The sequence below is a fragment of the Streptomyces sp. NPDC002144 genome, assembly GCF_053593695.1.
This window is the reverse complement of sequence record NZ_JBSFDB010000120.1, coordinates 1-7,697: the sequence shown is the minus strand read 5'-3', so window position 1 is coordinate 7,697 and position 7,697 is coordinate 1. Positions and strand designations below refer to the sequence as shown.

The 7,697-nt window shown below is 69.6% G+C and carries 8 protein-coding genes and 1 pseudogene; 6 read left to right on the top strand and 3 right to left on the bottom strand.

Features of this window, described 5'->3' with window-relative positions; translation table 11 throughout:
• Positions 1-105: 105 nt before the first annotated feature.
• Together ACWCQ1_RS51260 and ACWCQ1_RS51255 are read right to left on the bottom strand one after the other, a co-directional pair.
• Complete coding sequence (locus ACWCQ1_RS51260) at positions 106-753, bottom strand: IS5 family transposase (protein WP_451030031.1); 648 nt, start codon at positions 751-753, stop codon at positions 106-108.
• A gap of 573 nt (positions 754-1,326) precedes the next feature.
• Positions 1,327-1,809, bottom strand: coding sequence for a MarR family winged helix-turn-helix transcriptional regulator (locus tag ACWCQ1_RS51255; protein ID WP_266395508.1), 483 nt, complete (start codon positions 1,807-1,809; stop codon positions 1,327-1,329).
• Between the two features lie 89 nt (positions 1,810-1,898).
• On the opposite strand from ACWCQ1_RS51255, the gene ACWCQ1_RS51250 reads away from it, so the two are divergent.
• From ACWCQ1_RS51250 to ACWCQ1_RS51230, 5 genes are all read left to right on the top strand, one after another.
• Positions 1,899-2,783, top strand: a complete 885-nt coding sequence (locus ACWCQ1_RS51250; RefSeq protein WP_399360591.1) for an alpha/beta fold hydrolase — start codon at positions 1,899-1,901, stop codon at positions 2,781-2,783.
• A 524-nt stretch (positions 2,784-3,307) separates the two neighbouring features.
• Positions 3,308-3,769 (top strand): cupin domain-containing protein, encoded by a 462-nt coding sequence (locus ACWCQ1_RS51245; protein WP_256122976.1) that lies wholly within the window; start codon positions 3,308-3,310, stop codon positions 3,767-3,769.
• A gap of 61 nt (positions 3,770-3,830) precedes the next feature.
• Positions 3,831-4,775, top strand: coding sequence for an alpha/beta hydrolase (locus tag ACWCQ1_RS51240; RefSeq protein WP_451030030.1), 945 nt, complete (start codon positions 3,831-3,833; stop codon positions 4,773-4,775).
• Between the two features lie 99 nt (positions 4,776-4,874).
• Positions 4,875-5,759 (top strand): helix-turn-helix transcriptional regulator, encoded by an 885-nt coding sequence (locus ACWCQ1_RS51235; RefSeq protein ID WP_451030029.1) that lies wholly within the window; start codon positions 4,875-4,877, stop codon positions 5,757-5,759.
• Positions 5,760-5,951: 192 nt separating this feature from the next.
• A complete protein-coding gene (locus ACWCQ1_RS51230) occupies positions 5,952-6,452 on the top strand; it encodes an SDR family NAD(P)-dependent oxidoreductase (RefSeq protein ID WP_451030028.1) in 501 nt (166 codons plus the stop codon).
• A 349-nt stretch (positions 6,453-6,801) separates the two neighbouring features.
• On the opposite strand, the gene ACWCQ1_RS51225 is transcribed toward ACWCQ1_RS51230, so the two are convergent.
• Positions 6,802-7,404, bottom strand: a complete 603-nt coding sequence (locus tag ACWCQ1_RS51225; protein ID WP_451030027.1) for a site-specific integrase — start codon at positions 7,402-7,404, stop codon at positions 6,802-6,804.
• Here ACWCQ1_RS51225 and ACWCQ1_RS51220 point away from each other — a divergent pair.
• Positions 7,361-7,697, top strand: a pseudogene (locus tag ACWCQ1_RS51220) (MFS transporter); the annotation flags it as partial. The gene ACWCQ1_RS51225 and the pseudogene ACWCQ1_RS51220 overlap by 44 nt on opposite strands.

Here is a 7,697-nt window from a genome sequence, read left to right as displayed (position 1 = left end):
GTTGCGGGGTGGCGCAATCCGCGGGGCGCCGGCCCGGGGGGGGGGGCGGCCCCCCCCCCCCCCCCCCGCCGGTCCGTCAAGCGAGGACGCCGCCGCAGGCGCTCATCAGCGCAGCTGAACGGGGGGCGCCCAAGCGGGGTTGCGGCCGGTGAAAGCGACCAACCGGTCCAGAGGTGACGCGCGGAGCTTCTCGCGGGCCCAGTCGACCAGGCTTCCGGCATAGGCGCCGTCCGCCCACACCAGGGGGATGGAGAAGTACATGCTGCGCAGCCGCTCGAGCAGCGGGACGGTGGCGTCGCGGTCCTGCACGCTCGCCGTGGTCACCGCGATGGCCAGGACCAGGCCGAGGCAGTCCACCACAAGGTGCCGCTTGCGGCCGTTGACCTTCTTCCCTCCGTCGAAGCCCCGGCTCGAGGCGGGCACCGACGCGGCTGCCTTCACCGACTGCGCGTCGATGATGCCGGCCGTCGGCTCCGCATCCCGGCCCGCAGCCATGCGGACCCGGTCGCGCAGACGGTCGTGGAACTCGGCGGTCAGACCCTTGTCCCGCCAGCGCCGGAAGAAAGCGTAGACGCGGTCCCACGCGGGGAAGTCCACAGGCATCGCCCGCCAGGTGATGCCGCCCGCGACCAGGTAGCGCACCGCGTCGACCATCTGCCGGTGGCAATAGCTCTCCGGTTGCCCGCCGCGGCCCTCCAGCCAGCCGGGAACCGGCATCGCCTCGCGTACGACGGCCCACTCCGCGTCGCTCATGTCCGACGGATACTTCGGTCGCCTGTACGGCCGGTCCCCGGCGTTCCCGAACCGGTGAGCGAGGCAATCACACTCCAGGGCAACCGCGTTGGACGACATCGACGCCGGCACGGAAGACTGCAGCACCAGGGGCCTCCTGTTGCTCGGTTGGATTCGACACCCTCGAGCTGTGCGGGAGGCCCCGCTTTCATGCTCGGCCAACCAGAAGATCACCCGACCGAGTCGACGATCTCGAACTCACACCCACCAAGATCGATAGAGCAACAGCTTCTTAGCTGGGCGGCAAGGCCCTCCGCTCGCAGGGCCCGCTGTGGCTCCTTGTCGAAAACAGAGGAGCGCCGCGCCCGCAGGGTGGCGTCGCGGCGCTCCGAGGTGGCGGCTGCTACGTGGTGGTGTCGACGGGGGTGTGCGCCATGGAGGCGAGGAAGGTGGCCAGGGCGCGGGGCTGGTCGGTGGCTTCGAGCGTCCACCGTTCGCTACACAGACCCCCGCGAAGTGGCATCGTAGGGCGATTTGAGCTGGGACCACTTGGACGGTGGAAGTGGGGACGTGATGACGGCTGCGAGGCCGTCCTCAGGTGACCTCGCCGAGATCTTCATTGAGCCGTGCCGCGGCTTCGACGCTCGACGGCCGGCTCGCGACAAGCCGGGCCAGGTGTGCTTCAAGAGCCTCGAGTTGCTCGGGCCCCATATGCGCCGCCCAGCGTTCGCGCACCTCGTCGAAGAGCGAGGCGCCGAGCGTCATCATGTCGTGGCCGCGGTCGGTGACCTGGAGCCGTTTGAGGCGGCCGTCGCTCGGGTCGGGCTCCCGTTCGACGTATCCGAGCCTCTCCAGTGCGGCGATCGTCCTGGCGGCGCCCTGTTTGGAGACCGAGAGCCGACGGCCGAGCGCCGAGGCCGTGTCCGCTCCCTCGTCGATGGCGCGCAGGGCGAACTCATGCGATGCGCGCACGCCCGGGTGCCCGCGGTGCGCCAGTTCGCCGTGCACGTCGTCCACCATCGACTGGAAGCCGCCGAGAAGCAGCAGCGCGAGTTCAGCGCCCGGTGAACGTGCCATGCGACGAAGCATACGAGAAGTGAAGGTCGACAATCACGTTGTCGACCCGTAGATTGACAACTATGTTGTCGATCGAACCCAGGAGAACGATGGACCCCATGACCGGCGGCGCCACCATCCCGGGCGTCGAACACCACCAGGTCAGCGTGAACGGGACCGAACTGCACTACATATCGGCCGGGACCGTCGGCTCTCCCGTCATGCTGGTCCACGGCTTCCCCGAGACCTGGTGGGTCTTCCGCAAGCTGATCCCCCTACTCAGCGAGCACCACCGCGTATTCGCCCCCGACCTTCGCGGCTTCGGCGACTCCGCCACCGCGACCACAGCGCACGACAGTGTGACCGCGGCCCAGGACCTGAGCGAACTGATCGCGCGGCTCGACGCGGGCCCCGTCCACCTCACGGGCCAGGACATCAGCGGTCCCACCACGTTCCGCGTCACCGCCACACGCCCCGACCTCGTGCGAAGCTATGCAGCGATCGAGACCGGGCTGCCCGGGTTCGGTGTCGAAAGGCTCGCGGACGTCGCCCACGGCGGTGCCTGGCACATCGGCGTGCTCGCCGCCCCGGGCATCCCCGAAATGCTGCTCGCCGGCCGAGAACGGGCATTCCTCGCGCAGTACGCGATCCCGTCACTCTGCGTGGCCCCTGACGCGTTCACCGACGACGACATCGACGAACTCGTCCGCTCCTACGCACGACCCGCCGCGTTCAACGGTGCGGCCGGGCTGTATCGATCGATGCTCCGCGAAGGCGACGAAATCCGCCAACTGGCATCCCGGAAACTCACCACGCCCGTGCTCGCCGTCGGCGGCAGATCGGGAGAGTTCACCCCGGCGACCCTGCGCCAGGTCGCCGAGGACGTCAGCGCCCTCTCCCTCGACGGGATCGGCCACTACGCGGCGATGGAAGCCCCCAACAGGCTCGCAGACGGCCTCCTGTCCTTCTACGAGAAACTCGACAATCTGGAGTAACGCGGGCCGGCCCACGATCACATCCACCCTGGCACCGCAAGACCCGAGGTGGGGCCGCTGAACGCCGCCCTAGCCAGCCCTAGCCACCCTTTCCCTTCCCCCTGCTTCACGATCAGGTGAATGGTGGGGGTGTGGCCAAGTTGATCCGACGCGACGGCAGTGAAGTCGTCCCGGCGAACCCCTGAAGGTGGACAACAACTACGGGGTGACCTTCATCGAAATAACGGACCCACCCATCCAATTACACGGTGACCTGCGGAAAGAGGCTGTGACACAGCTTCTGAGAGCCGGTGGCGCAGCGGCCGGGACGGGGGAGTGGTACTGCCGTTCCTACCCGTGCGGCTGGCGGCCGGTGTACTGCCGACGGGATGATCGGATCAGCGGGGGACGCGGCGGGATCGTCGACCGTGGGCATCTGACGTTCAGCGCTTGACGTGCGGCGATGGCTCCCGCGCTTTCGCCGCGCATCTCGTGTTCGCCTCGAAAGCCGGCTCCGATCGCGCAGAACGGACACCGTCATGACCATGGCCTACCTCGCACAACCCGAGGAGCAGCAGAAGCTCGAATGGCTGGACGGCGGGCAGTTCGCCGTCCTTTTGGACAGTGCGGCCACCGCTGGCCAGTTGACCGTCGGACGGTTCTCCGTCAGCAAGGGGGAGGCACCGCCGTACCACACGCACACCCGTGAGGACGAGGTCTTCATGCTGATCAAGGGCAGTGCGCTCCTGTGGTGCGACGACCAGGAGATGGAACTGTCGGAGGGAGGCATCGTGTTCCTTCCCCGCAACGTCCCCCACGGCTACCGGATCACCTCCGACACCGCCGACCTGCTGATGATCGCCACCCCCGCCGGTATCGAAGGCATGTTCCGCCACGCCGGACGGGACCTGTCGACCCCGCGCCCCGAAGGCTTCGAGATCTCACGGGACCTCATGGCCGAAGCGGCCGACATGTACGGCCAGATCATCGTCGGGCCGCCGCGCTGACCGTCGGCGGGTCCACAGCGGTCCCCCTACCGCTCCCATCGGAACGACGAAAGGCACCACCATGTCCCGGCAACAGCGCCAGGCCCTCGACGAACTCCTGCGGCACGGACCGCTCGACCTCGGAGGCGATGTCGCCGAAGCGCGTGCCGTCTTCCACGGCATGATGAGGTCCATACCGCTGCCCCCCGACGTCTCCACCAAGGAAGGCGAGTTGGGCGGTGTACCCGTCGTCACCGTGGCGACTCCGGACAACGACCCGGCGACCGTCGTGCTGTACCTGCACGGCGGCGCCTACGCCATTGGTTCGGCGGCCGACGCAGCGGGGCTGGCCGGCGATGTCGCCCGCCGCACCGCCGCACGCGCCGTCTGTGTCGACTACCGGCTGGCTCCCGAACACCCCTTCCCCGCCGCCGTCGACGACGCCCTGGACGTCTACCGCGCCCTGCTGGACGATGGCATCCCCAGCTCCACGATCGCTTTCGTCGGTGAATCGGCGGGCGGCGGTCTCGCCGTCGCGACCCTGCTCGCCGCCAAGGACGCGGGATTGCCCCAGCCCTCGTCGGCCGCGGTCTTCTCCCCGTGGGCCGACCTGAGCGTGTCCGGCGACAGCGCGGTCGGCAAAGCGGCCGTCGATCCCGCGCTGACCCCCGAAGGCCTGCGCACACGCGCCCGCGACTACCTGCGCGACACCGCTGTCACCGCGCCCCGGGCCAGCCCCGTCTTCGCCGACCTGACCGGCCTGGCGCCCCTGCTCATCCAGGTCGGCTCGCACGAGATCCTGCTGGACGACGCCGCACGGCTGACAGCCCGCGCCGCCGAGCACGACGTCCACGTGGAGCTGCAGGTCTGGCCCCAAGTGCCTCACGTCTTCCAGGCGTTCGCCCCGATGCTCGACGAAGCCGATGCCGCACTCGACGCCGCCGCCGCGTTCACCCGCGCGCACTGGTCCACCGGCGCCACCACCGACCCGTCCGGTGAGGCCCTGCGGGCCGGGGCGACGTCGTGACCCACCACAGGCGGGCACGAGGAACCGTCGAGTAAAGACTCCGTTGTACGGCAGCGGAAGCACCCTGCGGTCCAGGACATCTGGACGACGATGAGCTGTATGGCAACGACGAACCACTTCGGCGTCGCGCTGCGGGGCTGGCGTGAGCGTGTGTCACCGCGGGACACCGGGCTGGAGGCGGACGGGGACCGGCGTATCCCCGGACTGCGCCGGGAGGAACTCGCCCGGCTGGCGGGCTTGTCGGTCGACTACGTGGTCCGGCTGGAACAGGGCCGGGCTCGGCACCCCTCGGCCCAGGTGGTCACCGCGCTGGCCAGAGCACTGCGCCTCGACACGTCCGAGCGTGACCACCTGTTTCGCTGCGCCAACCTCGCGCCGCCCTCCGCCGGGAACGTCTCCCGTCACGTGCCCGTGCGGGTGCAGCGGCTGGTGAGCCGGTTGGGAGGGAACCCCACCGCGGTCTTCGCGGCCGACTGGACGCTCATCGGCTGGAACGCGATGTGGTCCGCCACGGTCGGCGATCCCCGCACGTACGGTTGGGAGGCGCGCAATCTCGTCGACGGGATGTTCCGGTCGAGGGTCGCACGAGGGCGGGAACCGATCGCGGGCTGGCCCGTTCGGTCATGGGAGGGCGATGAGGTCGAGGAGGAGGACCTCGTCGCCGACCTGCGCGTGACAGCGGCCGCCCATCCCGAGGACGCGCGACTGGCGGCCTTCGTCGACCGCCTGCTGCGCAGCAACCCGCGCTTCGCCCGCCTGTGGTTCAACGGCAGCGCCCGCACCCATGTCGGCGACCGCAAGACCGTCGAGCATCCCCAAATGGGAGACATCGCGCTCGACCTCGATGTCCTGCTGGCCGCCGGCACCGACCTCAGGATCGTCACGTACACGGCGGCGGCCGAGACGACCGACGCGGAGAAACTGGACGCGCTGCGCGCTGCCTGTCCGGTACCGCGTGGGGGCCCGGTGGGGATCGTTGCGTGAGCGGCTTGATGCTGCGACGGAGTGCGCCGCAGAGCTGGCGCGGACGGCAGCTGATCGACGAGAGCTGTCGCTTGAGGCGTGAACGTGCCCGAGTGATAGAGGGTCGTCGGGATCTGCCGCGCTGGTCAGGCGGCTTGTGGCAGCACGTAGCCGTGGGCGATGTCGCGGCGTTAGGCGGGGCGGGCCTTCCCTGTGACCCTGCTGGTCAACAACGCGGGCATCGCGACCTTCACGGATCTGGTCATCGGCGACCTAGACAGGATCCGGCTGGAAATGAGGACCAACTATTTCGGCCTGCTGAACATGGTGCGTGCCTTCGCACTGGTCCTGCGGGCGGGCGGTGGCGGCGCGCTCGTGAACATGCTGTCGGTGGCGTCCTGGGTCGGCCGTGAGCACGCTGGCGCGTACAACACGGCCAAGGCCGCGGCCTGGAGCCTGACCAACTGCGTCCGGCTCGAACTCGCCGGCCAGAACACCCTGGTCAGCGGTGTCGTTCTGGGCCCGACGGACACCGACATGATGGCGGGCATGGAGCTGCCCAAGAACGATCCGGCCGCCGCCGTACGGACCGTGCTCGACGAGGTGGAGGCTGGTCGCACGGAGATCCTCGTCGACGAGTTCGCCGCCATGGCCAAGACCGCGCTGTCCCTGGACTCGGCCGACGTCCGACCCCCTGCGGTCCAGGAGGCCTGACACCGGCCGGTGGTGCCGCGTCAGGCTGCCGCCCAGGTACGCGGGCCCGTGTGCAGGGTGACCAACAGTCCTCGTGCACGGGTGTCGTCCGGCAGATTCCAGCAGCCGGCGACATGGCCGGTCGCCCGCGGGGGCAGGAGACGGGTGTTCTCCGGAGCGGGGCGCAGGACCCGGTGCAGGCGCAGGGTCGTGCCCCGCGGTGCCGACAGCTCGGTACCTCCCGGGCATCGGAGCGCAGGGAGTGAGGCAAACGGTTCGTCACCGCTCTCACTTTAGTTAAACGGACGGGGTGTTCCGAGCCGGGGCCGATACACGGCCGACGTGACCGCATGCAGCAGGGCCGCGGAGGTCATGCGCCGTGGCCGGAGCGGTGTCGGGACCGTGTGGGCATGCCCAGGTCCACGCTGGCTGCGGCGGCGGCTCGGTGGGCCTGGGCGCGTTTGCTGCGCAGGAAACTCAGAGTGAGGTCGAGTCCTTCGACTTCACCGCGCCAGCCTTCGTCGATCGCGCGTTGGCGGCGGGCCGGTAGGTCGGCCTCCAGCTCGTCGAGCCGGGGCAGCATCTTGGGGTTGATCGACAGCATCGGGCAGCGAATGCAGGCGTGCTCATGCGCGCAGGGCGTGCCGTAAGGGCGTCCGCAGGAGCCGAGTTCGACCTTGCGCTTGTCGAAGTGCTCCTGGAAGTCACTCCACTCCTCGTTGGTCGGCCGGCGGTACTCCGTCGGGGGCCGCTTGGCCCGGCGACGGTCGAGGAATTCGGTGTAGTGGGCGATGACGTCCTCGTCGAAGACGGCCACATAGCCGCGGGTGGTCTGGATGTCGAGGTGGCCGAGCAGGGCCGCGCCGATGTGGATGGGCAGGCCGTTGTTGACCAGGTCGGTGGCGAACCGTCTGCGGAAGTCGTGCGGGGCGAAGTGGATCTCGGCGAACTGTGCAGCCTCAGAGATGGCCACGACCTTCTACCAGCCCGCCTTCGCCGCCCTAACCCGCTGGTGGGCCCCCGACCACGTGCGCGCTCTGACGATCGTCACCCTCGCCGGCGGTCTCGCCTCCACCGTCTTCGCTCCGACCACCGCGGCCCGCGCCGACCACCTGAGTTGGCGGGCCACCTGCACCGTGCTCGCCCTGGTCCTGGCCGTCCTCACCATCCTCGCCCACGCACTCGCCCTCAAAGGCCCCTGGCCCCCAGCGCCTCCGCCCCCGACCCACGCTTCCAGCGACGCGACAGCCGTCCTCCGCAGCCGGC